This window comes from Arthrobacter sp. FW306-1B-G06A (genome assembly GCF_058781765.1).
Genome location: NZ_JBYSXB010000003.1, coordinates 1 through 25,639, shown reverse-complemented (window position 1 = coordinate 25,639; position 25,639 = coordinate 1). Strand labels below are relative to the sequence as shown.

At 63.6% G+C, this 25,639-nt stretch carries 26 protein-coding genes, 1 tRNA gene and 2 pseudogenes; 11 read left to right on the top strand and 18 right to left on the bottom strand.

The genetic code is table 11. The annotated features are described in order from the left end of the window. Positions 1 to 281: 281 nt before the first annotated feature. Complete coding sequence (locus tag AC3WJM_RS02050) at positions 282 to 1,493, top strand: acetyl-CoA C-acetyltransferase (protein ID WP_306958978.1); 1,212 nt, start codon at positions 282 to 284, stop codon at positions 1,491 to 1,493. Between the two features lie 51 nt (positions 1,494 to 1,544). Then, a complete protein-coding gene (locus AC3WJM_RS02045; protein ID WP_284991827.1) occupies positions 1,545 to 2,012 on the top strand; it encodes an aminoacyl-tRNA deacylase in 468 nt (155 codons plus the stop codon). 130 nt (positions 2,013 to 2,142) lie between these two features. Here AC3WJM_RS02045 and rplL read toward each other — a convergent pair whose 3' ends face one another. From rplL to AC3WJM_RS02000, 9 genes are all read right to left on the bottom strand, one after another. Next, positions 2,143 to 2,520, bottom strand: coding sequence for a 50S ribosomal protein L7/L12 (gene rplL, locus AC3WJM_RS02040; protein ID WP_059387353.1), 378 nt, complete (start codon positions 2,518 to 2,520; stop codon positions 2,143 to 2,145). A 75-nt stretch (positions 2,521 to 2,595) separates the two neighbouring features. Then, on the bottom strand, positions 2,596 to 3,201 hold the full coding sequence (rplJ, locus tag AC3WJM_RS02035; protein ID WP_059387352.1) for a 50S ribosomal protein L10: 606 nt from the start codon (positions 3,199 to 3,201) through the stop codon (positions 2,596 to 2,598). Positions 3,202 to 3,502: 301 nt separating this feature from the next. Further along, positions 3,503 to 4,654: a GNAT family N-acetyltransferase gene (locus tag AC3WJM_RS02030; RefSeq protein WP_370872614.1), complete on the bottom strand. Its 1,152-nt coding sequence runs from the start codon at positions 4,652 to 4,654 to the stop codon at positions 3,503 to 3,505. Next, positions 4,633 to 5,709 (bottom strand): GNAT family N-acetyltransferase, encoded by a 1,077-nt coding sequence (locus AC3WJM_RS02025; RefSeq protein ID WP_492271099.1) that lies wholly within the window; start codon positions 5,707 to 5,709, stop codon positions 4,633 to 4,635. The genes AC3WJM_RS02030 and AC3WJM_RS02025 overlap by 22 nt, the downstream gene beginning before the upstream one ends. Positions 5,710 to 5,821: 112 nt before the next feature. Further along, positions 5,822 to 6,529, bottom strand: coding sequence for a 50S ribosomal protein L1 (gene rplA / locus AC3WJM_RS02020; RefSeq protein ID WP_028265118.1), 708 nt, complete (start codon positions 6,527 to 6,529; stop codon positions 5,822 to 5,824). A 174-nt stretch (positions 6,530 to 6,703) separates the two neighbouring features. Further along, positions 6,704 to 7,135 carry a 50S ribosomal protein L11 gene (gene rplK, locus AC3WJM_RS02015; protein WP_018773647.1) on the bottom strand — a complete coding sequence of 144 codons (432 nt, stop codon included), beginning with the start codon at positions 7,133 to 7,135 and terminating at the stop codon, positions 6,704 to 6,706. Between the two features lie 129 nt (positions 7,136 to 7,264). After that, positions 7,265 to 8,104 carry a transcription termination/antitermination protein NusG gene (nusG, locus tag AC3WJM_RS02010; protein WP_492259889.1) on the bottom strand — a complete coding sequence of 280 codons (840 nt, stop codon included), beginning with the start codon at positions 8,102 to 8,104 and terminating at the stop codon, positions 7,265 to 7,267. Between the two features lie 114 nt (positions 8,105 to 8,218). Continuing rightward, positions 8,219 to 8,500, bottom strand: coding sequence for a preprotein translocase subunit SecE (gene secE / locus AC3WJM_RS02005; protein WP_059387348.1), 282 nt, complete (start codon positions 8,498 to 8,500; stop codon positions 8,219 to 8,221). An 81-nt stretch (positions 8,501 to 8,581) separates the two neighbouring features. Further along, positions 8,582 to 8,654 (bottom strand) — tRNA-Trp (locus tag AC3WJM_RS02000). A 336-nt stretch (positions 8,655 to 8,990) separates the two neighbouring features. On the opposite strand from AC3WJM_RS02000, the gene AC3WJM_RS01995 reads away from it, so the two are divergent. Next, the gene (locus AC3WJM_RS01995) at positions 8,991 to 10,220 is read left to right on the top strand and encodes a pyridoxal phosphate-dependent aminotransferase (RefSeq protein ID WP_306958983.1); all 1,230 of its coding nucleotides are present in this window, start codon (positions 8,991 to 8,993) and stop codon (positions 10,218 to 10,220) included. A gap of 115 nt (positions 10,221 to 10,335) precedes the next feature. On the opposite strand, the gene AC3WJM_RS01990 is transcribed toward AC3WJM_RS01995, so the two are convergent. Then, positions 10,336 to 11,007: a LuxR C-terminal-related transcriptional regulator gene (locus AC3WJM_RS01990; protein ID WP_059387347.1), complete on the bottom strand. Its 672-nt coding sequence runs from the start codon at positions 11,005 to 11,007 to the stop codon at positions 10,336 to 10,338. Further along, positions 11,004 to 12,358: pseudogene (locus AC3WJM_RS01985) on the bottom strand (ATP-binding protein). Before AC3WJM_RS01985 ends, AC3WJM_RS01990 begins: the two are co-directional and overlap by 4 nt. Positions 12,359 to 12,482: 124 nt before the next feature. Here AC3WJM_RS01985 and AC3WJM_RS01980 point away from each other — a divergent pair. The 5 genes from AC3WJM_RS01980 (at position 12,483) to AC3WJM_RS01960 (ending at position 16,573) form a co-directional block, all read left to right on the top strand. Further along, positions 12,483 to 13,964, top strand: a complete 1,482-nt coding sequence (locus AC3WJM_RS01980) for a PspC domain-containing protein (RefSeq protein ID WP_492271098.1) — start codon at positions 12,483 to 12,485, stop codon at positions 13,962 to 13,964. A 1-nt stretch (position 13,965) separates the two neighbouring features. After that, a complete protein-coding gene (locus tag AC3WJM_RS01975) occupies positions 13,966 to 14,256 on the top strand; it encodes a hypothetical protein (protein ID WP_306958986.1) in 291 nt (96 codons plus the stop codon). Between the two features lie 45 nt (positions 14,257 to 14,301). Next, entirely contained in the window at positions 14,302 to 14,559 is a 258-nt protein-coding gene (locus AC3WJM_RS01970; RefSeq protein ID WP_059387344.1) for a PspC domain-containing protein, read from the top strand. Positions 14,560 to 14,715: 156 nt separating this feature from the next. Beyond that, positions 14,716 to 15,741 carry an ATP-dependent 6-phosphofructokinase gene (locus tag AC3WJM_RS01965; protein ID WP_078108065.1) on the top strand — a complete coding sequence of 342 codons (1,026 nt, stop codon included), beginning with the start codon at positions 14,716 to 14,718 and terminating at the stop codon, positions 15,739 to 15,741. Between the two features lie 100 nt (positions 15,742 to 15,841). Beyond that, a complete protein-coding gene (locus AC3WJM_RS01960; protein ID WP_492271097.1) occupies positions 15,842 to 16,573 on the top strand; it encodes a GNAT family N-acetyltransferase in 732 nt (243 codons plus the stop codon). A 58-nt stretch (positions 16,574 to 16,631) separates the two neighbouring features. Here the strand turns inward: AC3WJM_RS01960 and AC3WJM_RS01955 are convergent, their stop codons facing one another. The 7 genes from AC3WJM_RS01955 to AC3WJM_RS01925 form a co-directional block, all read right to left on the bottom strand. Further along, positions 16,632 to 18,161, bottom strand: coding sequence for a DHA2 family efflux MFS transporter permease subunit (locus tag AC3WJM_RS01955; RefSeq protein WP_492271096.1), 1,530 nt, complete (start codon positions 18,159 to 18,161; stop codon positions 16,632 to 16,634). 54 nt (positions 18,162 to 18,215) lie between these two features. Beyond that, the gene (locus AC3WJM_RS01950; protein ID WP_492271095.1) at positions 18,216 to 18,776 is read right to left on the bottom strand and encodes a PadR family transcriptional regulator; all 561 of its coding nucleotides are present in this window, start codon (positions 18,774 to 18,776) and stop codon (positions 18,216 to 18,218) included. Positions 18,777 to 18,894: 118 nt separating this feature from the next. Next, entirely contained in the window at positions 18,895 to 19,308 is a 414-nt protein-coding gene (locus AC3WJM_RS01945; RefSeq protein ID WP_492271094.1) for an ankyrin repeat domain-containing protein, read from the bottom strand. After that, positions 19,305 to 20,390, bottom strand: a complete 1,086-nt coding sequence (gene ygfZ, locus AC3WJM_RS01940; RefSeq protein WP_492271093.1) for a CAF17-like 4Fe-4S cluster assembly/insertion protein YgfZ — start codon at positions 20,388 to 20,390, stop codon at positions 19,305 to 19,307. Before ygfZ ends, AC3WJM_RS01945 begins: the two co-directional genes overlap by 4 nt. A gap of 22 nt (positions 20,391 to 20,412) precedes the next feature. Next, positions 20,413 to 21,135 carry a flavodoxin family protein gene (locus AC3WJM_RS01935; protein WP_059387341.1) on the bottom strand — a complete coding sequence of 241 codons (723 nt, stop codon included), beginning with the start codon at positions 21,133 to 21,135 and terminating at the stop codon, positions 20,413 to 20,415. A gap of 86 nt (positions 21,136 to 21,221) precedes the next feature. Next, positions 21,222 to 21,821 carry a nitrobindin family protein gene (locus AC3WJM_RS01930; protein ID WP_492271092.1) on the bottom strand — a complete coding sequence of 200 codons (600 nt, stop codon included), beginning with the start codon at positions 21,819 to 21,821 and terminating at the stop codon, positions 21,222 to 21,224. 184 nt (positions 21,822 to 22,005) lie between these two features. Then, a complete protein-coding gene (locus AC3WJM_RS01925; RefSeq protein ID WP_059387342.1) occupies positions 22,006 to 22,740 on the bottom strand; it encodes a hypothetical protein in 735 nt (244 codons plus the stop codon). Positions 22,741 to 23,051: 311 nt separating this feature from the next. Between AC3WJM_RS01925 and AC3WJM_RS01920 the strand changes: the two genes are divergently transcribed. The 3 genes and pseudogenes from AC3WJM_RS01920 to AC3WJM_RS01910 all read left to right on the top strand — a co-directional run. Next, positions 23,052 to 23,750, top strand: a complete 699-nt coding sequence (locus AC3WJM_RS01920; protein ID WP_059387339.1) for a winged helix-turn-helix transcriptional regulator — start codon at positions 23,052 to 23,054, stop codon at positions 23,748 to 23,750. Positions 23,751 to 23,981: 231 nt separating this feature from the next. Further along, positions 23,982 to 24,953 carry a mycothiol synthase gene (gene mshD / locus AC3WJM_RS01915; RefSeq protein ID WP_492259893.1) on the top strand — a complete coding sequence of 324 codons (972 nt, stop codon included), beginning with the start codon at positions 23,982 to 23,984 and terminating at the stop codon, positions 24,951 to 24,953. A 103-nt stretch (positions 24,954 to 25,056) separates the two neighbouring features. Continuing rightward, positions 25,057 to 25,639 (top strand): annotated as a pseudogene (locus AC3WJM_RS01910) (RNA degradosome polyphosphate kinase); the annotation flags it as partial.

The following is a 25,639-nucleotide window of genomic DNA, read 5'->3' as shown; positions in this document are numbered from 1 at the left end:
GTTCTTAACGGCACGTCGATGGCGCAGCTGAGAGGTAAAGCCCACCGCTATATGAAGGCTGAAGGTTAACAGGGAAGACGCAAATATCCACAATACGGCAAATCAACCCACCTGTCTACCCCACATCCCGCCTGAATGCAAGCACCGTTGCCGCAGGCACCTATGCGGCAACGGCCTCTTGCTGGCGCGGGCGGAATGTTGATCCAGGCTCCATTGTTGAATGGAGAGGTGATCTACGCCACGGTAACCTAGGCTCACCACCCTTGATCGGAAGAGAGAAAATGGGCACCCCCTCAGACACAACGGACAACAACAACGACGTTGTCATCCTTTCCGCCAGCCGTACCCCACAGGGACGGTTGAACGGGCAACTGGCCGGGCTCACCGCCGTCGAGCTCGGCGCTCACGCCATTTCAGGCGCCATTGCGGCGAGCGGGCTCACCGCGGACAAAGTGGACGCAGTGATCATGGGGCAGGTCCTGCAGGCAGGCGCCGGCCAGAATCCGGCCCGGCAAAGCGCCATCGCCGCCGGCATCGGCTGGAACATCCCCGCCGTCACCATCAACAAGGTCTGCCTCTCCGGACTGACCGCCGTGATCGACGCAGCGCGAATGATCCGCAGTGGCGATGCCGCCGTCGTGGTTGCCGGCGGCCAGGAATCGATGAGCCGCGCTCCGCACTTGCTGCCCGGTTCCCGGCAAGGCTGGAGCTACGGCGCCATCCAGGCCCTCGACGTCGCTGCCCACGACGGGCTCACCGACGCCTTTGATGGCCAGTCAATGGGCCTGTCCACCGAGATCAAGAACCTCTCGCTGGGCATCGACCGCCGGTCCCAGGATGAAGTGGCCGCCGCTTCGCACCAGCGTGCGGCCGCGGCCGCCGAGCAAGGAGTGTTCGACGGCGAGATCACCCCCATCAGCGTCAAGCAGCGCAAGGGAGAACCCTTGGTGCTGACAAGGGACGAAGGCGTCCGCCCGCAGACCACGCTCGAGACCCTGGCCCCCTTGAAGGGCGCCTTTGCCACCGACGGAACCATCACCGCAGGCAACTCCTCTCCCCTGTCCGACGGCGCCTCCGCACTCGTGCTCACGAGCCGCCGCTTCGCCGAGGAGAACGGCCTTGACTACCTTGCCGTCGTCGGCAAGCCCGGCCAGGTGGCGGGACCCGACAACAGCCTGCATTCGCAGCCTTCCAACGCGATACGGCACGCGCTGGACCGTGCTGGGTGGACAACGGCCGACCTGGACTTCATCGAGATCAATGAAGCCTTCGGTTCGGTGGCGGTACAGTCCTTGAAGGACCTGGACTATCCCTTGGAGAAGTGCAATGTGCACGGCGGAGCAATCGCGATTGGACACCCGATCGGTGCCTCAGGAGCGCGGCTGGCCCTCCACGCGGCCCACGAGCTGAAGCGCCGCGGTAAGGGTAAGGCGGCGGTTGCGCTCTGTGGTGGCGGCGGCCAAGGTGAAGCACTGCTTCTCTACCGCGACTAGATATTCGGCGAGTTCGGCGGCGGAGTGGCCGTGAACGGAAATGGAGCATGTATGCGGGGCACTGAGCGATTCCTGGCTGACGCGGCCGCACGCGGACTCGACGTCCAGCTCGTAGAGCGGGCGGCGGCTAGCAGCCTTGAGGAAGCTGCCCGCATCATGGGGGTCACACCGGCGGACATCGTGAAGTCCCTTGTGGTCAAACACCGGGACGGCTCGTTCCTGTTCGCGCTGGTTCCGGGTGACCGGCAGATCTCCTGGCCCAAGTTGCGCGCCCTCCTGGGCGTCAACAAGCTGTCGATGCCCTCGGCCGACATCGCTTTCGAGGCAACCGGCTATGAGCGCGGCACCATCACGCCGCTGGGAAGTTCGACGCCCTGGCCGGTCTATGCGGATGCCAGCATCGCCGGACGCAGGATCTCCATGGGAGCAGGCGAACACGGATTCAGCGCTTTCGTGAAAGCGGATTCCCTCACTGAGGCCTTGGGCGCGATCGTAGCCGACATCAGCGACCCCATCTGAGCAACGCGGGGTCACTTACGGCCCATCCGGCAGCACCTAATGGGCCGTAAGTGACCCCGCGTTGCTGTTAAATGCAGGAAGCCCCGCCCGGACGAATCCGGACGGGGCTTCCTGAAAGCGCGAACGCGAGTTACTTGACAGTAACCGTGGCGCCGGCAGCTTCGAGCTGCTCCTTGGCCTTCTCAGCGGCTTCCTTGGTGGCGCCTTCGAGAACAGCCTTCGGTGCACCGTCAACCAGGTCCTTGGCTTCCTTGAGGCCGAGGGAGGTGATGGCGCGAACTTCCTTGATCACTGCGATCTTCTTGTCACCGGCAGCTTCGAGGACGACATCGAATTCAGTCTTCTCTTCGGCCTCTTCAGCAGCAGCGCCACCGGCAGGGCCGGCGACTGCAACAGCAGCAGCGGTAACTTCGAAGGTCTCTTCGAAGAGCTTGACGAACTCGGAGAGCTCGATGATGGTCAGTTCCTTGAAAGCTTCAATGAGCTCTTCGTTGCTGAGCTTCGCCATGTTTGGCGTCCTTCCTATAGGTGGTGCTGCCACGGACGTTGTCCGTTACTGCACCGCAGTTTGAGTGGGGAGAACTTAGTTCTCTTCGGTTGCTGCTTCAGCGGCTTCAGCCGGAGCGGCAGCCTCTTCTGCAGCAGCCTCGGCGGGAGCCTCGTCGGCAGCCGGTGCTTCGTCAGCGGCCGGTGCTACAGCGCCGCCCTCTTCTTCAAGCTTGAGGCGCAGGGCGTCAATGATGCGAGCAGCCGCGGCAGCAGGTGCCTTGAGGATGCCTGCAACCTTGGCGAGCTGCAGCTCACGGGACTCGAGGGCTGCCAGTGCGGCAACCTCTGCTGCGTTCAGTGCCTTGCCTTCGAAGTAGCCGGTCTTGATGACAAGCTGCTTGTTGGCCTTGGCAAAGTCCGTCAGGCTCTTGGCGGCAGCAACCGCGTCACCCTTGATGAATGCGATTGCAGTGGGGCCGGCGAGCTGACCGTCGAATGCTTCGACACCAGCTTCCTTGGCTGCAATGGCGGTCAGGGTGTTCTTGACGACCGAGAACTTGGTGTCCAGGCCGAGAGAAACACGCAGCTGCTTGAGCTGTGCAACAGAGAGCCCGCGGTATTCGGTCAGGACAGCGGCGTTCGATTCCTTGAAATCGTTGGTGATCTCAGCTACTGCAGAGATCTTGCTAGGCGTTGCCATAACCCTCCTTCCGGGGAATAAAGCCGGTTTTCCGGGTCCCCGCTCAAAAGAGCTGCAACTAAAAAACGCCCCGCGCAGATGCACGGGGCTTGGCTCAACACGATCCAATGATCATGGAGATTTGCTTCGTTCACCTGCGCCGGCCGCCCTTTGTCAGGGTCCTTCGTCTAGGAAACCACTTGGTTCTTCCGCACGCAGCTACAGAGTTGAGCTGTGCCCGGAGGAGTGGATTCCCATCAACCGACGGTCTTTGGTAGTTCAAGCTTACGGGACGGGCAAGTGCATCGCCAAATCGCGCCGCCTACTCGGAGGAGGTGACCCTCGGCCCCATGTTCGGCAGTTCCTTCTGCCACAACCCCGTGACCCCGGCCGTGGTGAATCCCAGTTGCTTGTTCACCGTCAGCAAGTACCGGTTTTCCGGCGCATTCCAGGTGTAGATCACGCGGGCGTCGGGAAACTGTTCGCTCAGGCGCTGCATGTTGGCGACCTTGATGAGGAGCCCGAGCTTGTTCCCGCGGTGCTCCTGCAGGACGATCGTGTCGTCTTGGAAGACGACATCCTGGCGTTGCGCCAGGACCCCGATCGTGGTGAGTCCGACGATCCGCCCGCTGGCGACGTGTTCGACGGCGGTGACCACCGTTCGGCGTCCCTGCGCGACGGCGGCGTCCTCCGCCTGCCGCAACACACCGGCGTCGAACACTAATTGCTGCTGTTCGGCTTCCGGGGCCTCGTTGCCTTCCGACACCACCTCGCCGGCTGCGTTCTCCAGGGCGGCCACAGCTTCGAGCCACTGTTGGGGGCACCGATCGGTCCAGTGGTGGACCTGGTAACGGCCGGCGTTCGCGTCTTCGGCCTCGGCCTCAAGCTCGGCTACGAGCTTTGAATCCAGCGGGAGCGCGCAGGAACTGAACTGTTCGATGTGCTGCAGGGTGTAACCGGTACGCCGGGCAAAATCGACCTCGCGGCTGGCCAAGGGAACGAAGCCCAGGCCGCTGCCAGGCACGAGTTGACCTTCGGCACCACCCCGGAGGGACTCGGCAGGATGGTTCGTGTCCACCATGATCATGGTCCGGCCCTCGCTTCTGGCGAAGTGCTCGGCAGCTTCCAGGAGCTGCCGCCCGACGCCCCTGCGCTGGAATTCAGGAAGGATGTCGAGGGTGAACTCGGCCAGGTCCATGTTGTCGGCAAGGGGAAGCGCGATGTCTACCGTACCGACAATGCGGCCGTCGACGCGGGCCACGAGAATGACCTGGCGTTCGTAAGGGTCGCCGAGTTCGAGCAGTTTTTCCAACGGCGTGTAGGCAAGATCGTCCGTGCCCCAGATCTGCATGCGGACCCTGCGGCTGACTTCGACGGCGGCCAGGAAATCCTTTGCGTCATCGGCGTCAAGGGAATCCGGGATCCAGAGTTGGCCGATCTCCACCGTGCTCGTCATTTGATCCTCTTTTGCCATTCGCCGTCGTATCCGGCCGGTTTGAAGCCGAGCTGTACGTTGATGGACAGCATATGTTCGTTTTCCTCGGCATTAAAAGTCATGACGCGCCCCACGGACGGATATTCCGTCGGCAGCCTGCGCAGATTGGCCAGTTTGACGAGCATTCCCAGCCCATGGCCCCGATGCGGCGGTGCCACCAAAGTATCGTCCTGCTCGGCCACACCGGGCTTCGCGGGATCAAGGTAGATCACGGTGTACGCAACGAGCTCCCCCATCCTCCGGTCTTGTGCGGCGGCCACGAGGGCAGTCTGACCCTCGGCAAGCATGGTGTCTTCGAGTTGCCTGACGCGGGCAGCGTCCCAGTCCTCTGCCTCGATCTCAAGGCCTCCCGCCGGAGTATCCGTGCTCATCCGGCCCATCAGCCCGGCCATGCGGTCCACGTATTCGGCGGGGCAACGGTTCGTCCAGGCAAGGACCCCGTAATCGGCGTCTGCTTTGGAGTGCGCCGCAAACTCCAGCCTTGCCCATTCCGCGTTGTGGTCCATGTCCAACGTGCTGAATCTGCTGGCCTGTTCCAAGGTGTAACCGTTCTTGAGGCAGAAGGCTGCTCCCGGAGCAACGTCGGATACTCCCCCGGGTACTCCCTCTGCTCCTGCGAGGCCGATGGGGTGTTCGGTGTGCGCCTGCAGGACGTGCCTCCCCTGGGCCTTCGCGATGCCTTCTACGGTGCGAAGCAACGCGGTTCCGATTCCGTACCGGCGGTACGCCTCCAGCACATCTACCTCGAGCCACGCGGTTTGGATGTTGTCCTTGAGCGGAACTTCGCAGGACGCGTGGCCAATGATCCTTCCGTCCACCCGGGCGAAGAAGTGCCTCGATACCGCGTATGGGGTATCGCGCCATCCGGCGAGCCGGGCCTGGGCCGAGGACGCCCGTTCCAGGTTTCCCCAGGTTTCCAGCACCATGGCGTCCATCACGGATGAGAGCTCCCGGAAAACCTTGCCGTCCGGACCATCCAGGGACTCCGGCAGATGGAGCTCGTGGATGCTGAAATCCGGAACCTGGCCTGTCATGCCCTCAGCCTAATCAGCGGTCGCCGGCCGCGATAGGTGACGGTTCGCCTACAACGAAAGGACCGCCCGGCTAATGCCGGACGGTCCTTTCAGAGTCGATGCTCCCGGCGGCTTACGCCTCGGTGAGAACCTTGGTGACGTTCGGGTCAACGGAGATGCCCGGACCGAACGTGGTGGCGACCGTAGCCTTCTGGATGTAGCGGCCCTTGGAAGCGGACGGCTTCAGGCGAAGCACCTCTTCCAGAGCGGCTGCGTAGTTCTCGGCCAGCTTCAGTTCGTCGAAGGAAACCTTGCCGATGATGAAGTGCAGGTTCGAGTGCTTGTCGACGCGGAAGTCGATCTTGCCGCCCTTGATGTCGTTGACAGCCTTGGTGACGTCAGCGGTCACGGTACCGGTCTTCGGGTTCGGCATGAGGTTACGCGGGCCGAGGACCTTACCGAGACGGCCAACCTTGCCCATGAGGTCAGGGGTTGCCACTGCGGCGTCGAAGTCGGTCCAGCCGGCTGCGATCTTTTCGATCAGGTCATCGGAACCAACGAAGTCGGCGCCTGCAGCGATTGCTGCTTCAGCCTTGTCGCCCGTTGCGAACACCAAGACGCGGGCAGTCTTACCCGTGCCGTGCGGCAGGTTGACGGTACCGCGGACCATCTGGTCGGCCTTACGCGGGTCAACGCCCAAACGGAAAGCGACCTCAACGGTGGCGTCGAACTTGGACGGGTTGGTGTCCTTGGCGAGCTTGATGGCCTCGAACGGGGCGTAGAACTTGTCTGCCTCGATCTTGGCTGCGGCTGCCTCATATGCTTTGCTGCGCTTTGCCATGCTGCTTATTCTCCTTGTGCAGTTGTGGTCTGCGGACCGCGCTGGGCCCTGCCACAGTTGGACATCCGGCGTGGATCTCCAACATTCTCAATATTTCAATGGTGCCGGTTTCCCGGCGGTGCTACCCGGCGTCGTCAGTTTCCCAAAACAGACGCCATGAAGCGGTGAGGGGAATTAACCCTCGACGGTGATGCCCATGGAGCGTGCGGTGCCGGCGATGATCTTGGCAGCGCCCTCAAGGCTGGTGGCGTTGAGGTCTTCCATCTTGGTGGTGGCGATCTCGTTAACCTGTGCCTGGGTCAGCTTGGCAACCTTGACGGTGTGCGGCGTGGCCGAACCCTTTGCAACGCCTGCAGCCTTCTTGATGAGCTCTGCAGCCGGCGGGGTCTTGGTGATGAAGGTGAACGAGCGGTCTTCGTAGACCGTGATTTCAACCGGGATAACGTTTCCGCGCTGGGCTTCTGTTGCAGCGTTGTACGCCTTGCAGAATTCCATGATGTTGACACCGTGCTGGCCAAGCGCAGGACCGATCGGCGGGGCCGGGTTGGCGGCACCTGCCTGGATCTGCAGCTTGATGAGGCCGGTGACCTTCTTCTTGGGAGCCAATGTAGGTCCTTCTCTCAATAACTTCCTAGGACACAGGAGCGTGCCTCAGGTTTGTGGCCGCCATGGCAAGGCGACCGACCGCTCCGTGGCTGCTAAGCGGGCAACCGCGGGGCGAAATTCTTGGATCAACTAGATCTTGGTGACCTGGTTGAATGCGAGCGTAACCGGGGTTTCGCGCTCGAAGATCGACACCAGCACCACAAGCGTCTGGGAATCCATCTTGATCTCGGAGATCGTGGCGGGAAGGGTCTCGAACGGACCTTCCTTGACGATGACGGACTCTCCGACCTCGAAGTCGATGTCGACGGGCGTCTGGTGCTGCTTGTTGACCGGCTTGCCCTTTTCGGCCTGCTGCTCTTCGAAGACCGGGGCCAGCATGGAGAAGACCTCATCGAGGCGAAGCGGGACCGGGTTGTGTGCGTTGCCCACGAAGCCCGTGACACCCGGGGTATGGCGGACGGCGCCCCAGGATGCGTCGGTCAGGTCCATACGGACGAGGACGTAGCCCGGAATGCGAACGCGGTTGATGATCTTGCGCTGGGCGTTCTTGATCTCAACGACTTCCTCCATGGGCACCTGGATCTCGAAGATGTAATCTTCCATGTCCAAGGTCTGGATGCGGGTCTCAAGGTTGGCCTTGACGCGGTTTTCGTAGCCTGCGTAGGAGTGGATGACGTACCAGTCACCCTCCTGGCGGCGAAGCTTGGCCTTGAACTCCTCGGCGGGGTCGGCGGGCGCTACGGCTGCAGCGGCGGCCAGGGCGTCGGCGCCGGACTCGTCGTCGGACGCATCGGCGTCATCGGACTCGGCGTCATCGGACTCATCCTGGTCGGCGTCGTCGACGTCGGCAGTTTCGGGCGCAGCAGAATCGACCTCGGATCCTTCCACGGCGTCAGCCGTGGCGTGGGCCGTGCTTTCAGCGGGCCCATCCAGCTCAGTCTCAGTTACCTCGAGCTCCTGCTCAGACACTTGGTCTCCTGCTTCCTCATTGCCTAACATGCCTATTTAAATGGCTCAATTCCGCAAACCCTGTGAAATCCCTTGATTTTCCGGGGATTTCACGCGGTTTGCGGAGCGATCCGCTTAGTGGTTCGTGGTGCCGGTAGCGCCGAAAACCCATTTGATTCCCGTACCGAAAGCCAGGTCCAGGATGGTGACGACCAACATCATGATGGCCACGAACACCAGCACCACGACTGTGTAATTGACCAGTTCCTTGCGGGTGGGGGCAACTACCTTTTTGAGCTCGCCAATTACCTGGCGGACAAAAAGAGCAATTCGAGCGAAGAGTCCGGAATCGGACTTCTTGGCAGGGCGGCCCTTCGAGCTGCTCGCAGCTGTTTCGGTCACCTGATCCTCACTCATCTATGCAAACGTCGTTGACCCGACTCTGATCAGAGTCATGGTTGCTGCGCTTGTTCCGAGCGAAACCCGGAACAGCTTGCGCAGGGCAGACAGGACTCGAACCTGCAACCTGCGGTTTTGGAGACCGCTGCGCTACCAATTGCGCCACTACCCTATGGAACGAATCCATATTTGGCCGCACTCCATCATTGCCAAGGAATCTCCAAGAACACGGGATTCCGGGCCAATCTGGGGCGCGAACCATTGTGATGTTTTTCAACACCGGTGAACCAGTCTACGCAACAACGTCGCGATAGTCGAACCGGGCCATTTCCGGAGCGTTCAGGCCTTCCCGCTGACGCGATCAGCCTCGTGTGATCAGCGCTCGTTTGATCAGCATGCACTGTCACTTTCGAGACGTTAGCCCGATAGCTCCGCAGAACAGCATAAAGTAGATTCCGTCGAATCCCACCATCCAGCTCATGAGCTGCCCGCGAAGAACGGTGCTTTAATGTCTGCCGGAATACCTGCCGCCCGCATTTCACAGCGAATTTCCGCCATCGCCGAGTCCGCCACCCTTGCCGTTGACGCCAAGGCCAAGGCGCTCAAGGCAGCGGGTCGCCCCGTGATCGGCTTTGGCGCCGGGGAGCCCGACTTCCCGACCCCCGACTACATCGTCAAGGCCGCCGTCGAGGCCGCCTCGCAGCCGAAGTACCACCGCTACTCCCCCGCTGCCGGCTTGCCGGAGCTGAAGCAGGCCATCGCGGACAAGACCTTCCGCGACTCGGGCTACAAAGTCGATGCTTCCCAGGTGATGGTTACCAATGGCGGTAAGCAGGCTGTCTACAACACCTTCGCCACCCTGGTTGATCCGGGCGACGAAGTCATCATCCCCACGCCTTTCTGGACCACCTACCCGGAGGCAATCCGCTTGGCCGGAGGCGTTCCCGTCGAGGTCTTCGCCGGACCCGAGCAGGGTTACCTGGTCACCGTGGAGCAACTCGAAGCCGCGGTCACCGGCAGGACGAAGATCCTGCTTTTCGTTTCCCCGTCCAACCCGACCGGCGCCGTCTACAGCGCCGAACAAGTGGCCGAAATCGGAAAATGGGCCGCGGCCAAGGGCCTCTGGGTTGTCACCGACGAGATCTACGAACACCTGACTTACGACGGCGTCCCCTTCACCTCGATCGCCACCGCCGCCCCCGAACTCGGCGACAAGGTGGTCATCCTCAACGGTGTCGCCAAGACCTATGCCATGACCGGATGGCGCGTCGGATGGATGATCGGCCCGGCCGACGTCATCAAGGCCGCCACCAACCTCCAGTCGCACGCGACGTCGAACGTTTCCAACATCATGCAGATCGCAGCCCTCGCTGCGGTGTCCGGTCCGCTGACCGCCGTCGACGAAATGAAGGTCGCCTTCGACCGCCGCCGCAAGGCGATCGTTGCCGGACTGAACGCGATCGACGGTGTGGAATGCCCGACGCCGACCGGCGCCTTCTACGTGTACGCCGACGTCCGCGGGCTGCTGGGCAAGGAATTCCCGACGTCGAACGGTCCCGTCCGTCCGTCAACGTCCGCGGAGCTTGCCTCGCTGATCCTCGACGAGGTTGAGGTCGCAATTGTTCCGGGCGAGGCTTTCGGCCCCTCCGGTTTCGTGCGCCTCTCGTACGCGTTGGGCGACGACGACCTCGCCGAAGGCGTTCGACGCCTCCAGGAATTCCTCGGCCAGGCCAAGTAGCCTTCCGCCCGCGCAAACGCCCGCTCACCTTGGGATAGAGGTGAGCGGGCGTTTGGGTTTAACCCGCCACAGGTGAGCGGGCGTTTGGGTTTAAGCCCCCATAGGTGAGCGGGCGTCAGAGGAGGCGGCGTTCGGCGGCCCACTTGGTCAGTTCGTGGCGGCTGGAGAGCTGGAGTTTGCGGAGTACCGCAGAGACATGGGTTTCCACGGTCTTGATGGAAATGAACAGCTCCTTGGCCACCTCCTTGTAGCTGTAACCCCGGGCGATGAGACGCATGACTTCCAGTTCCCTCGCGGAAAGACGGTCCAGCTCGTCGTCGGCGATCTCGGCCGGGGAAGTTCCAAACGCGTCCAGGACAAAACCCGCCAGCCTCGGCGAGAAGACCGCGTCACCGTCGGCCACGCGGACCACGGCGTCGGAGATCTCCGGGCCGGAAATGGTCTTGGTGACGTAGCCGCGTGCCCCGGCCCGAATGACGGCCACGACGTCCTCGGCGGCATCCGAGACGCTCAAGGCCAGGAAGCTCGTGCTCCCGCGCAACGCCGAGGATGCACTGATGACCTCCCGGCCGCCACCGCCAAGGCCGCCGGGCAAGTGGACGTCAAGAAGCACCACCTCCGGCTGAACCTCGGCAATCACGGCGATGGCTTGTTCCACTGTTCCGGCCTCGCCCACGACGTCGATCCGCGAATCGAGGTCGGCCTTCAGCCCGGACCGGAAAATGGCGTGATCGTCCACGATCACCACGCGAACCTTCCGCGTTACTTGCTCTGATAGGGCGTTCATACTTTGGCTTCTCCGTTTCGGTTCTCTGCTTTGTCGGCGTTCTCGACGGGCAGTTTCAGGCGTACTTCGGTGCCCTCGGAACTACTGCTGATGACCGCAGTGCCGCCGTGGCGTTTCATCCGTCCGACGATTGACTCCTTGACACCGAGCCGGTCTTCCGGGACGGCATCCGGGTCAAAGCCGGGTCCGCGGTCCCTGACGAAAACCTCGCTGCCGGTGTCGGAAGTCTCGAGATAGACGGACACGGCTCCGCCGCCATGCCGGGCAGCATTGTGCATGGCCTCCCGGGCCGCCAGGACGAGGGCTTCGTGCCTGTCCGTCATGGCGGTGTCTCCGACGCTGACGACGTCGACCGGATGTCCGTGGGCGTCCTCCACTTCGGCTGCGGCTGCGGCAATCCGCTCCGCGAGGAGCCCCGAATCCTTGGCGGCGTCCCGGTACAGCCAGGTGCGCAGTTCACGCTCCTGGGCACGGGCGAGGCGGACCACGTCCTGTTCCGAACCGGCACGGCGTTGGATCAAGGCGAGCGTCTGCAGTACCGAGTCGTGCAAGTGGGCGGCAATCTCGGCCCGCTCGGTCTCGCGAACCCGCGCTGCCCGCTCAGTTTCAAGGTCCTTCCAGAACTTCAAGCCCCACGGCAGCAGCACCAAGGCCACGCCGCCCAGCACCGCGATGGAAGCCAGCAGCGCGAGCCAGGTCTGCTCCCACGAGCCGGACCGGACACCATGACCAACACCCCGGCAACCACCAGGGCCAGGCCTGCAGCAAGGCGGACCCAGCCACCGGCTTGGTCCGCCTTCGTCTTGTCCACCAGCCCGGCCCGGCGCGTCTCGTCCAACTGCATCCACGCGATCGCCGCCCCACCGAGTATGGCCGCCGCCGGGATCAGCGTGCCGAGGGGGACCTCGACGCCGAACTGCCGGGCGATCAGGATGGCGGCCACCAGGAGCAGGCCGGCCCCGAGGAGGATCTCTTTCCCATACTGGATCCGCCGAATCCTGAACCAGGAGGCGACGACGGGAGCCGGGGTGGACAGCGGCACCGGCTGCGCGCCGTCGGGCGCTGCAACGTCGGGAGGAATGCTCACCGAAGGAGGCAGGCTCACCGCGGGAGCAATGGGCGACGCCGGCCGGCGGCTGTTTCGGCGGGCGCTTTCGTCAGCGGTGGGCACCATGACCCAGAGCCAGGCGTAGAAAGCCAGGCCCGCGCCGCCGGCGAACGAGGCAAGGACCATGGCGAGCCGGATGTACTTCACGGGCCAGCCAAGATGGTCCGCCAGGCCGCTGCACACGCCGGCAATGATCCGGTCGCTGCTCCGGACCAGCGGCGGGCGTTGCGTGGCGGTTGTCATGAATCCATCCAAACACGTATCAGGGTCTTCGGCGCTCGAAGCAGGGCATCTCAGGGGGCCACTCAGGGAACGTTCAGGGTATCCCCCAATAGAGGGAGACGTCGCCGGACGGCAAGATCGAAGTATGAACGCGAACAGCATGAATCCAGAGGACCCCGGACAAGCTGCGGAGCCCGGACAACCTGCAGAATCCAGCCAGCCGGCCGCGACGGGCGTGCCCGAAGAACCGGCCCAGCCGAACGCCGGCAACACCAGCGGCGCGGCACCGAATTACGCCGTGCCAGCTCCCCCGCAGAACTTCTTCAACTGGATCCGAAGCCAAGGCATCAGCCGTGGCCGGGACCGGTGGATGGGCGGCGTGGCCAGCGGCATCGCCCACCGCTTCGGCATCGATCCTTTGATCGTCCGCGGCATCTTTATCATCCTCACCCTCTTCGCCGGCATAGGCATCCTGCTCTATGGCATCGCCTGGGCGCTCCTGCCCGAACCCGATGGCCGCATCCATGCACAGGAGGCCGGGGCGGGCCGCTGGTCCGCAGGCATGACCGGAGCCCTCATCACAACCATCATCGGATTGCCAAGCCTCGGCCGCGGTTTCTGGGGATGGGGCTGGAATGGGGTTCCCGGACTCCTGTGGACGCTGTTCTGGGTAGGCGGCATCATCTACCTGGTCTATTTCCTGATCCAGCGCAGCAAAGCCCGCAACGGAAGGCAGACAATGGGCACACACAACTACGCGGCCGCTCCAGGTTCCTTTGGCGGCGCGGACACACACGCCTCGGCAGGCTACCCGGCCGCCCCTTACAGCGCGGGTCCTTACAGCGCCGGGACTTACAGCGCCGGGACATACGGAACCGGCGGAACCGGTAATTACGGAACCGGGGGGCCGGGAACCCCCTCGGGTCCCGTCAATCCCGCAGGGCCCTACCCACCGGCCGGCGTTCCCAACCGCCCTGAACGCCCCGAGCGTCCAAGGCGGCAGGGGCCGGGCGCGGCCATCGTAGCGGTCTCAGCGGGGGCTGCCCTGCTGGCCGGCGGAACACTCAAGCTGCTCGACGCCGGCAACGTCATCCACCTGGGCGAAGCCGCCAACGCGGTGGTCTGGGCCACGGGCGCCGGAGTCCTCGGCCTCGGGATCCTTGTTGCGGGGCTTCGTGGCCGCACGTCGGGACTACTCGGCTTCCTGGCCATAGCCACGCTGGTGATCGGCGGCATCTTCAATATCGCGCCCAACGCGGACCACTTCCGTCTCCAGAATGCCCAATGGAATCCCGTGAGCATCGACGATGCCCGCAAAGGCTTCGACATCACCGGGGCCAACGGGACCGTCGACCTGACCAAGCTGAACCTGAGCGCGCCGCTGAGCTCCGACGTCGTTGTTCCGATGGACGTCACCGCCAGCAATATCAAACTCGTCATCCCGGCGACCGTGCCGGTGGAGGTCCAGGCGGACATGACCTTCGCGAACCTCAAGCAAGACGGTAGCGCCGTCACCCAAGGCAATGGCGGTACCCGGGACAGCTTCAACACGGACAAACCCGGCGCCAAGCTTGTCGTCAGGCTCAACGGCACTTTGAGCAACGTCACCGTCCAGGAAGGAAACTGACATGAGCACGCACGAACCCACGCAGGCATTTGAAACAGCACCTGAAACCCCGGTTCAAACCGCCCGGGCAAGGGTAGGCACCGTGGTCTGGGGGCTGATTGTCCTGGCACTCGCAGCTTTGATCATCATTTCCAAACTCGGCCTCGTGGTCCTCAACGGCACCTATGTGCTGATCGGGCTCATGATCGGAGCCGGCGCGGCACTCGTGATCGGAGGCCTGGTCTCCGCCCGCTCACGAAAAGACCGCGGGTCCAGCCCGGACTCCGGTGCCGTCAATTCCGAGCACCGCTAGCAAGCAGCACGTGACAAAGCAGCCACAACAGGGAAGGCTCTAGCCATGAACAAGTTCTTCAGCATCGTACGGGGCATCGGCCTGAAGCGCGGTCCGCAGCGTTTGATCGGAGGGGTTTGCGGTGGCATCGCCGCCAAGCTGAATGTGGACGTAGCCTACGTCCGCATTGGCTACCTGATCTTCTGCCTGCTACCCGGGCCCGCCGTGGTGATCTACGTGGTGGCATGGTTGCTGCTTCCCAACCAAAGCGGCACCATTGCGCTGGAATCCTTCCTCACCCAGCGCTCGCAAGGCAGGAACTAGCACAGCCCGGGTTCGCCCGGGCTGTTTCCTGGTTGTTTCAAAAGTCTCATCCGCGGCGGTCACGGTTTGTGTCCTACCCCACATTGCCCCCTACAATCATTGTGAGCTCAGCGTGGCGCTCTGCACGTATACCTCCTAGCCAGGATTTGAGCCCTCATGAAAATTGGAATCCTTACCAGCGGTGGCGACTGCCCCGGACTTAATGCCGTCATCCGCGGCGCCGTCCTCAAGGGAATCGCCATCCACGGCCAGGAATTCGTCGGTTTCCGGGACGGTTGGCGGGGCGTCGTGGAGGGCGACGTCATCGACATTCCCCGGACTATGGTCCGCGGTATCGCCAAACAGGGTGGAACCATCCTTGGCACCTCCCGCACCAACCCGTTCGAAAACGGCGGCGGGCCGGATGTCATCAAGGCCCACATGGACCGCCTCGGCATCGACGCCATCATCGCCATCGGTGGCGAAGGCACCTTGGCCGCCGCGAAGCGCCTCACCGACGCCGGCTTGAGGATCGTGGGCGTCCCCAAGACCGTGGACAACGACCTCGACGCCACCGACTACACCTTCGGCTTCGACACCGCCGTCCAGATCGCCACCGAGGCCATCGACCGGCTGCGCACCACGGGAGAATCCCACCACCGCTGCATGATCGCCGAGGTCATGGGCCGCCACGTGGGCTGGATCGCCCTGCACGCGGGCATGGCCGCCGGCGCGCACGCCATCCTGATCCCCGAGCAGAAGGTCAGCATCGAGCAGATCACCGAGTGGGTCCAGGAGGCCCACGACCGTGGCCGTGCGCCGCTGATTGTTGTCGCTGAGGGTTTTGTTCCGGACCACATGGAAGCCCCGCACTCCGAACGCGGCCTGGATACCTTCGGCCGGCCCCGCCTGGGTGGCATCGCCGACCAGCTCGCGCCGGAGATCGAAGCCCGCACCGGCATCGAAACCCGTGCCACGATCCTCGGCCACATCCAGCGCGGCGGCGTCCCGTCGGCTTTTGACCGCGTCCTGGCCACCCGCCTGGGCATGGCGGCCATCGATTCCGTCGTGGAAGGCCGCTGGGGAACCATGGTGGCCCTCAAGGGCACGGACATCGAGCACGTGGGCTTCGAAGCCGCTTTGGGCAAGCTCAAGACCGTCCCGCAGAACCGCTATGACGAAGCTGCGGTGCTGTTCGGCTGAGCCGGTTCTTCACAAGAGCAGATTCTTCAAGGAGCAGGCAGGTACCACCGGGTGCCCTGCCTGCTCCTTTCCTTTTCCGGGACTGCATAGACTCGATGTCATGGAACTTGATGCGGGATCGGCGGAAATTGTGCTGCTGGCCTGGGCCCGGCACTTAGGGTTCGACGACGAGGCCTTCAGTTTCGTCTCCGGCTCACCTGCTGCCCGCACCGGGGAGCGGCTGGTCAGGGAAGACGAAGACGCCGAATCCATCACCTTCGTGAGGCTCTTTGGCCGCTCCGCATTGGTTGCTCCGGCATGGGCGGTGGGTGCCGCCGTCGAGCTCTCGGACGATCAACTGAGCGAGCATTCCGCACTGTTGCGGATCAGCCGCGAACACGGCGGCCACGGGCTCGGGACGTCGGCGCTGCTGTTCGCCGACGACCTTCCCCTCTTCCAGCCGGGCGGCGAAGTCACCGTCTCGCACGGCCACCCGGAGGCGATCGAGCTGGAGGGCAGGTGCCCTCCGGACGACGTCAATGAAGTCCATCTCTCAAGGATGGACCACCATTTCACCGTGATGGACGGCAACGAACCGGACCGCAAACCGGTGGCCTGCGGCGCCTATGCGGAGTGGCAGGGGATCCTCGCGGACATGGGCGTCCTGGTGCCGCCGGATTTGCGCCGGCAAGGACTTGGAACCCTGGCTGCCTCGATCGCCGCCCACGAGGCACTCGCCTCCGGCCTGACGCTGCAATGGCGAACAGCGCTGGACAACCGGGGCTCCATGGCCTTGGCCCGAAAGCTGGGATTCGTCGACGGGGGCATCCAGACCTCCGTCCTGCTCCGCTAACCGCGAGTTGGCAGACGATGCCCCCATTTTGAGGGCATCGTCAGCCAGTTCGCGCGGGCTAGCCGTCTTGCGAAACAGTTTGAGGCTTGGCCTCGGACGGGGCCGCCGCCGGGGAACCCCAGCCCTGGACGGCTTTGGGCTTGCCGAACAACAACGCCGCTACTGCGCCCAGCAGGATCGCGAAGGCCGGCAGCAGGACCGACTGGCTCATCGCCGTCGAGAAGCCGTCATGCAGGAATTCCGGCAACTTGCCGGTGAATCCCCCTTCGCCTGCCGGGGCAGCGCCTGGCGGGGCCGCGGGCAGCTCGGCCGCGAGCCGGGACTGGATGAGGGCAGCAATCGCGGCCGATCCCAGGACCGCACCGATCTGGCGCGTCGTATTGAAGACGCCGGAACCGGCGCCGGCCGAGCGCGGCGGCAGGTTGCGGGTTGTGGCGTTGGAGACCGGGCCCCAAATGAAACCATTGGCCACGCCCTGGAGGGCGCTGGGCAGCAGGAACATCCAGATGGGAGTGTCCGGCTTCAGCAGCGTCCCGGTCCAGAACAGGGCACCGGACAGGCAGAGGAGCCCGAAGGCCGCGAACCAGCGCGGATTGATCCGGTCGATCAACTTGCCGACGAAAGGTGCCAGGGCGCCGGAGATCACGGCCATGGGGATCATGAGCAACGCGGACTGAGTGGGGGTCAACCCACGGACTACCTGGTAGTAGAAAATGGTGGGAAGCGGGAACGCTGTGATGGTGAAGCCCACCGCCATGATGGTGGTGTTACCCAAGGAGAAGTTGCGGTCCTTGAACAGGCCCAGCGGCAGCAAGGGCTCGCCGCCGCGGCGCTCCAGCAGCCACTGCCAGAAGACGAACCCGGCAAGGACAACGAGCCCCGTGATGATCAGTCCCCAGACCGTAATGGGCCCGGTGACAGTGCCCCACTTGTAGCTTTGGCCTTCCTGGATGCCGAACACCAGCAGGAACATGCCGGCCGCGGACAGCAAAACACCCACGACGTCGAACTTGTGGCTGTGCGTGGTCAGCTTCGGTACCAGCCGGGTCACGAGGACGAAGGCAACGACGCCGATGGGAACGTTGACGAAGAAGATCCACTGCCAGCCGAGGCCGTCAACCAACACGCCACCGAGGATCGGACCGACGAGGATGGCCATGCCAGCCGTCGCTCCCCAGAGGCCCATGGCCGCGCCGCGGCGGTCCGGCGGGAAGATCCTGGTGATGACGGCCATGGTCTGGGGCGTCATCATGGCTGCGCCGATGCCCTGGACCACCCGGGCCGCGATCAGCATGCCGATGTCGCCCGAGAGGCCGCACCACAGCGAAGCGAGCGTGAAGACCACGAGGCCGATCAGGTAGAGGTTCTTGGGCCCGAAGCGGTCACCGAGCCGTCCGGTGATCAGCAACGGCACGGCGTAGGCGAGGAGGTAGGCGCTCGTCACCCAGATGACGGCGTTAATGTCGGTATGCAGGCCCTCCATGATCCGTGGGTTCGCCACGGAGACAATGGTGGTGTCGATCAGGATCATGAAGAACCCGACCACGAGGGACCACAGTGCGGGCCACGGTTTAGCTACGTTTTCCATGGGTTTCCTTTGACTGTGCTGAATATCTTGCACGTTGGTGCGTTGGCTGGGCGGTTACCACGGCAACTGCCCGCTGCGGAGATCGTTTTGGAAGCTGCGTATCCAGTCGATTTCCGTCCGCAGCATGGTTTGTTGGTACTTGACGTCGATCCGGAACTTGGTCTCGACGCCTTTTGCGGCGACAGCTTCTTCACCGCGGACCAGGAAGTCGAGTTGGTCTTCCAGGTTCGCCACGCGGCGGTCCAGGAGTTCGAGGACGACGCCGGACGGCAGGTTGTGTGCCTCGGCGATCGCGTGGGGGAAGCTCGGGTATTCGTTCACGGGTTCCGCCAGCATGTTCTGGAGGCGCCCGGTCAGCGCCTCCCTGCCGGTTCCCGTGATTCGGTAGGTGGTCCGTTCGGGCCGGTTGCCGGCGCGGTCAATGCCCATGGACTCGACGAAACCCGCCTCTTCCAGGCGGCCGACGGCGTGGTAGAGCGTGCCCGGCCGGACCTTGACCAAGCGGTCCTCGTGACGGGCCATCAGGAGCTGGTACATCTCGTATGGATGCATCGGCGCCTCCACGAGGAGGGCCAATGCGGCGACACCAAGTGGAGTCAGTGCGGCTCGTGCCATTTCCCCATCCTCCGTACGAACTATTCCACAACAACTATTCCACATGGAATACTTGGCCGCAAGGCAGCCGCCGCGGCCGCGCCGCCAGGCACGGGCTCAGCCCGACGGCCCCCTTGGCCTATCCGAGCAGTTCGAGAATCTCCGCGCGGGCAAACATCCGGGCGGCCTCGCGCGCTGTGGGCGCACCGGCGTCGGGATCTGCGCCGGCGTCAATCAGAACCCGGGCCACCTCCGTGTAGCCCTTGAAAACCGCGCCGGCCAGCGGAGTCTGGCCACGGTCGTTTGCCCCGTTCGCATCGGCACCGTGGTACAGCAGAAGCTGAACGGTTTCCGCGTGGCCGTGGTAGGCGGCCAGCATCAGGAGAGAGTCGCCTGCGGCAGTGCGCATTCCAGTCGGAGCACCGGCGTTGAGGTAGCTCCGCAGGAGCTCCGAGTTGCCTTCCCTGGCGGCATCGAACAAGGTGTGCGCCAAAGCAATGGCCTCGTCATCGGCACCCGTCGCTTGGGCTTCAGCGCCCGTCGTTTCGCTCATCGATGGGGTCCCTTCAGGAATCCGGTCTGACGCCCCACCACCTGTCCGGCATCGGGCGCAACGATTACTTCCTGGGCGGCCGGATAAGGCTCCTCACCGTCCAGCACGGTCAGCACCTCGTGCGGGTCCACAGACCGCTTGATCAGGGCCAGTCCTACTGCCCCCATTTCGAAGTGCTGGGCCACAGATGTCAGCGTACCCACCTTGCGCTCTCCGGCAAATACAACGCTGCCCGGCGCTGGAAGGGTGTGCTGCGAGCCGTCCAATTGCAGGAAAACGAGCCGCCGGGGCGGGTGTCCGAGGTTGTGGACACGGGCAATGGTTTCCTGGCCCTTGTAGCAGCCCTTGGACAAGTGGACCGAGGTCCGGAGGAGATCGAGCTCGTGCGGGATGGTCTTCTCATCCGTCTCCGCGCCGAGCCGGGGACGCCAGGCGGCAATGCGGAGGGCTTCCGCGGCCAACGAGCCAGCGAGGGCCATGCCCTCAACGGCCGCTTCAAGCTCGTCTGCCGGAATGAGGTACTCGAACCAGGGCCTCTCAAGGCCGGGGTGGGAGTTTTCCTCCACCACGCTGTACGAATAGCCGCCGACGCCGATGTGCGGCCACGGGTCCTCCCAGACAAGCCTGTCCGACCACGCGTCAACGGCCTTGGTTGCGCCGACGACGGCCCACTCGGCCGACACGTCAGCCACCTCGACGCGCAACATGAACCGCATTTTGTTGAGCCACTCGGCCAGCGGGGCAGCCTCGGTGGCTTCGACCAACAGCCAGGTGGTCTCGCCGTCGTCCACCACGCGGGCGTCGAACTCAATGCGTCCCTGAATGGTGAGGAGCAACAGTTCGCTTGAGACGCGCGGCTGGAGGTTGGTCAGTTGCTGCGAGGAAAGCGTGTTGAGCCAGCTCAGGCGATCCGGTCCGGTGACCGTGACAACGCCCCGGTAGGAAAGATCGACGACGGCGGTGCCTGCGGCGAGTGCGCGCTGCTCCCGCAGGGGCTCGCCGTAGTGGGCCGCGACGCCGGAGTCCTCGCCGCCGCCTTCTACAGCTCCGGGGCGCGACAATAGGGGGCTCGTGTAAGTCATATGTAGTAGAAGTCCTTGGGGCTCAGCGGTATTCCGGGTTTTCAAAATCGAAGCGCGTACCGGCTTTCCATTCGTCCGGGAGGTTCCCGTAGGCAGGAATGCCGCCTACGTCCTTGAGCATCCGGGCGTAGTGGAGCAGGTTCCAGGTCATGAAGGTGGTGTTCCGGTTGGTGAAGTCGCTCTCAGGACCACCGGACCCTTCGTCGAGGTAGCTGGGCCCGGGGCCGACGGCGCCGATCCAGCCGGCATCGGCCTGGGGCGGAATGGTGAAGCCGACGTGCTGGAGGCTGTACAGGACGTTCATGGCGCAGTGCTTGATGCCGTCCTCGTTGCCGGTGATCAGGCAGCCGCCGACTTTTGGATAGTAGGCCCACTGGCCTTTGCTGTTGAGTTGGCCCGAATGGGCGTAGAGCCGCTCGATGAGCTTCTTGGTCTGGGAGGAGTTATCGCCAAGCCAGATAGGACCGGCCACCACCACGATGTCGGCCTCCAGCACCGCCGGATACAACTCCGGCCATTCATCCGTGGCCCAGCCGTGCTCGCGCATGTCCGGATACACTCCGGCGGCAATGTCGTGATCCACGGTCCGGATCACCTGGGTACTGACGCCCTGCTTTTCCATGATGCGCCGGCTGATGGCAATCAGTCCGTCGGTATTGCTCACTTGCGGCGATGGCTTGAGCGTCCCGTTGAAAAAGACCGCCTTGAGATCGTCATAGCTGGCAGGTTTAGTTGCTTCGTTCACTTGCTGCTCCCCTTTGGTTCGAACTGCGAAACGGGACGTTCAGTGAGACCTCTTCGGTGAGACCTTGAAGCTATGTAACAAGCACCCTAGGAGAGCTTGTTCAGGAAAGCCGAGGCGTGGGCCTCGAGCGACTTGCCCGGAGTGGACACATCCCAGCGCCACAACAGATTGCCATCCACGAGGCCGAAGATGCGTGTGGCCGCAGTGTATTCCTTGGAGTGGCCGCCGCGCATCACCATATCGGTGCTCATCTGGATCTGCGGCCCCTTGATTTGACCGTAGTACAGCTCGCTGATGCCACCGGGATGGACAATCGTCACAGTGATGTCGAACCCGCCGTCGGCGTTCCGGTGGGCTTCGACGTCATCGGCAGTTTTCAATACCGGGACGATTTCCGCGGGAATCAAGCCGGGCCCGCCGTCGGCGTCGAGCATTTTCCGCTCCAGCGCCCAAAAGCCTGTCTCCACGGTGAGGGGCCGCAATTTGGTGCCGTCCTCGTCGCTGAGCCAGCTTTCCGCCCGATACTCCAGGTAGGGCAGGCCGTGGTGCGTGAAGGAGACGTGCTGGATGAAGTGATCCGAGTCTTCTTCACCGCTTCCAAGCCGTCCCCGGCCTTCCCACTCACCAATGAGCCAGGAAAGGGGTACCAGTTCGGCTGTCAGGTCGGAAGGAATTTCAATGGGCACAGCAATTACCTCAGTGGACCGGAAGGTACGGGTTGATCAAAAGCGATGGGAGCTCTACTTCTGGCCTTTGAAGAGACGGTAAACGACAAAACCAGCGAACCACGCCATCGAGAGGCTGGCCAGGCCGAGGAGGACAAGGAAGAAGATTTCAAATGCAAGTACGGACATGATGCCATCCTAACTGTTAGTAGATGAGTAGTTTGTCGATGAAGTAGCACAAGGCGCCAACCGCCCAAACGGGGGCGACGCCCATTCCAAGGACAGCCGGGAAGTTCAGGCGGCCGAGCCGAAGCGTCACCATCCGACGGAAACTGACCAGGACTGAGCCGATGACGACGCCCACCACGATGGCAGCCACGATCGCGATGTTGGAGAACACCAGGCCTGCCAGCGGAGCCACCAACCCTGCGGCCACGATGCCCAAGGGCGCCACGACCCGGTCCGGCCATCGCAACAAGCCGGCGAGGAGGGCGACCGCGGCGCTGAGGGCAGCGACCAACACCATTTCCTTGATCCCATTGAACCTCGCCCCCGCAATCCAGCCAGCGCCAAGGCAGCTCAGCAGCACACCGGCGCAGCTGCCCAGAGTGGACTCGAGCCGTTGGGCCTGACCGGTTCCGCGGATCAACTGCACGACGAACACCGCAATCACGCCTGCGGCGATGAAGGCCGGAGTTGCATCGAGAAATCCGGGGGCTGGCACGAAGCCGGCAGCCAAGGCTGAACCCGCGCCGCTCAGGCCGATCACCGTGGCGAGCGTTTTCTTCGCCGGGACGGCTAGAAAGTGGGGCCAGCCGATGCCAACCGCGGCCGACGCCAGGATTCCGACGGCGACCAACCCTTCCGTGGGGCCGTAAGAGCTGGCGACGAAAACCGCGAGCGCCACGAGGCCGACCACTCCGATGCTCCAAGACTTCACTGCGCCCCTGACCTCACTGTGTCCCTCACCTCGCCGCGCCTTCATGGGATCCTCGATGGGCCCATTTCGTTCCAAGCCGCGAGCAACCTCCTGCCAATCCTGCCTTATACGGCACAAATATGTCGCAAACATGGGCTGAAGGTGACACGAATCCCTGACGTTGCAGGGGCCTTTGGGTATACTCGGTTGTCAACAGCGCTTCTTGTTGCAACGCTTCCGTTACAACGGAACCACGCCCCATAAGCAGCTACCGGCCGGTGGAAACCCGGTTCAGACGCCCGATGATGCGCGGACCGCCCATTGGAGGAACTATGTCGCACATCCTGCTCCTGACGAACAGCACCGGGTCGTCGGTAGACATCCTGCCCGCCTTGGAGCTCTTGAACCACCGGGTCCACATCCTTCCGGCAGAGCCAACGGCCTTGCTCGAAACCGACCCCACCGACGTCGTCTTCCTTGATGCCCGCAAGGACCTCGTGGGGGCCCGCTCCCTGACCCAGTTGCTCAAAGCCACGGGCTTGAGCGCCCCCCTTATCCTGATCCTCACGGAAGGCGGCATGGCTGCCGTCTCTTCCGCATGGTCCGTTGATGACATCGTCCTCGACTCGGCCGGCCCGGCCGAAGTCGAAGCCCGGATCCGCCTGGCCGTGGCCCGCGCAATCCCCGGCGAAGAGGAAACCAACACCGAAATCCGGGCGGCCGGCGTCGTGATCGACGAGGCAAGCTACACGGCCCGCGTGAACGGGCAGCCGCTCAACCTGACCTTCAAGGAGTTCGAACTCCTGAAGTATCTCGCCCAGCACCCGGGCAGGGTATTCACGCGTCAGCAGCTTCTCACCGAAGTATGGGGCTACGACTACTACGGAGGCACCCGCACCGTGGACGTCCACGTCCGGCGCCTGCGGGCCAAGCTCGGCGTGGACCACGAGAACCTCATCAGCACGGTCCGCAACGTTGGCTACAGGCTGACGTTGGTCCGCTTGCCGGAAGATGAGCTCACGGAGGCCTAGGCTTCCGAACCCCAAGCTTCGAAACACAAAGAAGGCCCGGACTCACTGAGTCCGGGCCTTCTTTTGCTTGAGTGGAGGACATACGGGTCGAACGTATCGAGGCCACCCCACTGGTGGATCCCCCTCGTATCCTGCTTCGCGAAGCCGGACGAGATATAGACCTTACACGGCCAACACAGTGCCTGCAAAATCCATCCCGCCAAACCGGCCGGAGACGTATAGCCTTGCAGCATGAGCCCTGCGCACCCGGAGAACTGGCCCGTCCTTGTCGTCAAAGGCGCCTCGGACAACGAGTTGTTGAAAGACATCAAGGCGCTCGCCGCAGCCGCCGAGGAGTCGGACGGCAATCCCCCGCTGTCAGAACAGACCCTGGTCATGCTGCGCGGGGCCGATGCCGGCGACCACTCTGTGCTCGCCCTGGCCCTGTACGCCCCGGACGAGCAGTCCGATCCCGCAAGCGGCCAGGACCTGGCGGGAATCGCCGTCGTGGTTGAAGCGGACGACGGGACCGGAGTCCTGGAAATGGCAGTGCACCCGAGCTACCGCAACCAGGGTGCCGCGGGCCGGTTGCTGGACTCGCTCCGGGACAGCCGCGGGCTCGAGGGGCTGAACGCGTGGTCCCACGGGAATCACGAGGCCGCCGCGGAGCTTGCGGCCCGCTACGGCTACGGTCCGGCGCGCGAACTGTGGAAGATGCGCCTTATGTCCTCAACCGCGGAACTGCCCGACGCCGGCCTGCCTGAGGGAGTCTCGCTGCGCGCCTTCGTGCCGGGTCAGGATGAGTCCGCCTGGCTGGCCGCCAACAGGGCGGCATTTGCCCACCATCCCGAGCAGGGCTCCCTGACCAGGGCCGACCTGGACGCCCGAATGGCCGAGGATTGGTTCGATCCCGCAGGTTTCCTGCTCGCCGTGAACCCGGCCGGGGAACTGCTCGGATTCCATTGGACGAAGGTGCACCCCCGGCAAGGACCCCATCCGGCCATCGGGGAGGTCTACGTCGTGGGTGTGACACCCGCGGCCCAAGGCCTGGGGCTTGGCAAAGCGCTCACTGTCGCTGGCATCAGGTATCTCCAGAGCCACGAACTGCACTCGGTCATGTTGTACGTGGACGCCGACAATGCGGCGGCCGTCGCCCTTTACCAGAAACTGGGCTTCGTTCGTTGGGACGTCGATGTCATGTATGCGCCGTTAACCGGGAAGTAACCCGGAACGAAGGCGTATCTGAAAGGCTAGGACATCTAGGATTCCGGTACGTGGAATCCTTGTAGGGTTGAATCAAACCCCGCGCTGAACGAAGGAGAGCCCGATGAACCCGGACCCGGTCGGAACCACCAAAACCGAGGTCAAGGGCGCAACCTTGCCTCCCCGCTTCGGGTCTTCCGAAGTCCCGGCTGCGCGGGCAACCCAGGACCGCATCGACATTCCTGAATTTGCGCCCTCCCTCGAGCCGGAAGGCGACATCAGCCCGGACCGCTTCCTGGACCGCGAGCTAAGCTGGCTCGCCTTCAACTCCCGCGTTCTTGAGCTCGCGGAGGATCCGGACCTCTTCCTCCTGGAGCGGGTCAATTTCCTTTCCATCTTCGCCTCGAACCTGGATGAATTCTTCATGGTGCGCGTTGCCGGCTTGAAGCGCCGCATCGCCACGGGACTCGCGGTGCCCTCCCCCGCCGGACTGAGCCCCATCGAAGTCCTGGAGCAGATCGGCGATGCCGCCCGGAAGCTGCAGGAACGCCACGCGCGCGTATTCGCCGAGCAGATCCGCCCCGCTCTGGCCTATGAGCACATCCACCTCATGCGCTGGGACGAACTCGACGACGAGGCCCAGCACCGTTTGAGCATCATGTTCGGCGAGAAGGTCTTCCCGATCCTCACCCCCCTCGCCGTCGATC

What these genes read in the sequence shown, in the direction of transcription:
- AC3WJM_RS02050 (WP_306958978.1), top strand. Translation starts at nt 282, where the DNA reads ATGGGCACCCCCTCAGACACAACGGACAACAACAACGACGTTGTCATC.
- AC3WJM_RS02045 (WP_284991827.1), top strand. Translation starts at nt 1,545, where the DNA reads ATGCGGGGCACTGAGCGATTCCTGGCTGACGCGGCCGCACGCGGACTC.
- rplL (WP_059387353.1), bottom strand. Translation starts at nt 2,520, where the DNA reads ATGGCGAAGCTCAGCAACGAAGAGCTCATTGAAGCTTTCAAGGAACTG.
- rplJ (WP_059387352.1), bottom strand. Translation starts at nt 3,201, where the DNA reads ATGGCAACGCCTAGCAAGATCTCTGCAGTAGCTGAGATCACCAACGAT.
- AC3WJM_RS02030 (WP_370872614.1), bottom strand. Translation starts at nt 4,654, where the DNA reads ATGGCAAAAGAGGATCAAATGACGAGCACGGTGGAGATCGGCCAACTC.
- AC3WJM_RS02025 (WP_492271099.1), bottom strand. Translation starts at nt 5,709, where the DNA reads ATGACAGGCCAGGTTCCGGATTTCAGCATCCACGAGCTCCATCTGCCG.
- rplA (WP_028265118.1), bottom strand. Translation starts at nt 6,529, where the DNA reads ATGGCAAAGCGCAGCAAAGCATATGAGGCAGCCGCAGCCAAGATCGAG.
- secE (WP_059387348.1), bottom strand. Translation starts at nt 8,500, where the DNA reads ATGAGTGAGGATCAGGTGACCGAAACAGCTGCGAGCAGCTCGAAGGGC.
- AC3WJM_RS01995 (WP_306958983.1), top strand. Translation starts at nt 8,991, where the DNA reads ATGTCTGCCGGAATACCTGCCGCCCGCATTTCACAGCGAATTTCCGCC.
- AC3WJM_RS01990 (WP_059387347.1), bottom strand. Translation starts at nt 11,007, where the DNA reads ATGAACGCCCTATCAGAGCAAGTAACGCGGAAGGTTCGCGTGGTGATC.
- AC3WJM_RS01980 (WP_492271098.1), top strand. Translation starts at nt 12,483, where the DNA reads ATGAACGCGAACAGCATGAATCCAGAGGACCCCGGACAAGCTGCGGAG.
- AC3WJM_RS01975 (WP_306958986.1), top strand. Translation starts at nt 13,966, where the DNA reads ATGAGCACGCACGAACCCACGCAGGCATTTGAAACAGCACCTGAAACC.
- AC3WJM_RS01970 (WP_059387344.1), top strand. Translation starts at nt 14,302, where the DNA reads ATGAACAAGTTCTTCAGCATCGTACGGGGCATCGGCCTGAAGCGCGGT.
- AC3WJM_RS01965 (WP_078108065.1), top strand. Translation starts at nt 14,716, where the DNA reads ATGAAAATTGGAATCCTTACCAGCGGTGGCGACTGCCCCGGACTTAAT.
- AC3WJM_RS01960 (WP_492271097.1), top strand. Translation starts at nt 15,842, where the DNA reads ATGGAACTTGATGCGGGATCGGCGGAAATTGTGCTGCTGGCCTGGGCC.
- AC3WJM_RS01955 (WP_492271096.1), bottom strand. Translation starts at nt 18,161, where the DNA reads ATGGAAAACGTAGCTAAACCGTGGCCCGCACTGTGGTCCCTCGTGGTC.
- AC3WJM_RS01950 (WP_492271095.1), bottom strand. Translation starts at nt 18,776, where the DNA reads ATGGCACGAGCCGCACTGACTCCACTTGGTGTCGCCGCATTGGCCCTC.
- AC3WJM_RS01945 (WP_492271094.1), bottom strand. Translation starts at nt 19,308, where the DNA reads ATGAGCGAAACGACGGGCGCTGAAGCCCAAGCGACGGGTGCCGATGAC.
- ygfZ (WP_492271093.1), bottom strand. Translation starts at nt 20,390, where the DNA reads ATGACTTACACGAGCCCCCTATTGTCGCGCCCCGGAGCTGTAGAAGGC.
- AC3WJM_RS01920 (WP_059387339.1), top strand. Translation starts at nt 23,052, where the DNA reads ATGTCGCACATCCTGCTCCTGACGAACAGCACCGGGTCGTCGGTAGAC.
- mshD (WP_492259893.1), top strand. Translation starts at nt 23,982, where the DNA reads ATGAGCCCTGCGCACCCGGAGAACTGGCCCGTCCTTGTCGTCAAAGGC.